The organism is Acinetobacter endophylla (assembly GCF_053543775.1).
Map to the genome: position 1 here is coordinate 1 of NZ_JBLVOM010000149.1, position 491 is coordinate 491.

The 491-nt window shown below is 40.7% G+C and carries 1 protein-coding gene and 1 pseudogene; both read right to left on the reverse strand.

Features of this window, described 5'->3' with window-relative positions; all coding sequences use genetic code 11:
* Positions 1–131, reverse strand: a pseudogene (locus ACNPNW_RS06085) (IS5/IS1182 family transposase); the annotation flags it as partial.
* Between the two features lie 45 nt (positions 132–176).
* The coding region (locus ACNPNW_RS06090; RefSeq protein WP_448766722.1) for a recombinase family protein at positions 177–491 on the reverse strand (315 nt) is incomplete at its 5' end.

The following is a 491-nucleotide window of genomic DNA, read 5'->3' on the forward strand; positions in this document are numbered from 1 at the left end:
CGCCATTGGCGACGATATTCAGATCCATGTTTCTTGCATTTCCATTCACCTTCACCTAGAAACTTCAAGCCAGTAGAGTCCACGAGTAGATGCAGACCATCTCTACTTTTTTGGTAGCTAATTGTAATATCTGAATAGCCACTGATTTTGTAGGCACCTTTCAGTCCATCTAGTGACTAATTAATTTGTTTTAAATACCGATAGACAGCCTGTCTACTGATACCAAACGCTTTTGCCAGATCAACTTTTGATGAATACTTCCCTTCTTTCCAGGCTTGCAGTAATGCTTTAGCTTGATCTGGATTCAATTTATGGACACGACCTTTATATTTGCCCTGAGCTGCTGCGATCTTAATCCCTTCTTTCTGACGTTCTAAGATAATTTCCCGCTCGAATTGAGCAAAAGCACCCATCAGTTGCAGCATCAAATTATCCATCGGCGTGGATTGGGCAGTAAAAGTAATATTCTCTTTTACAAACTGGATGGCGAT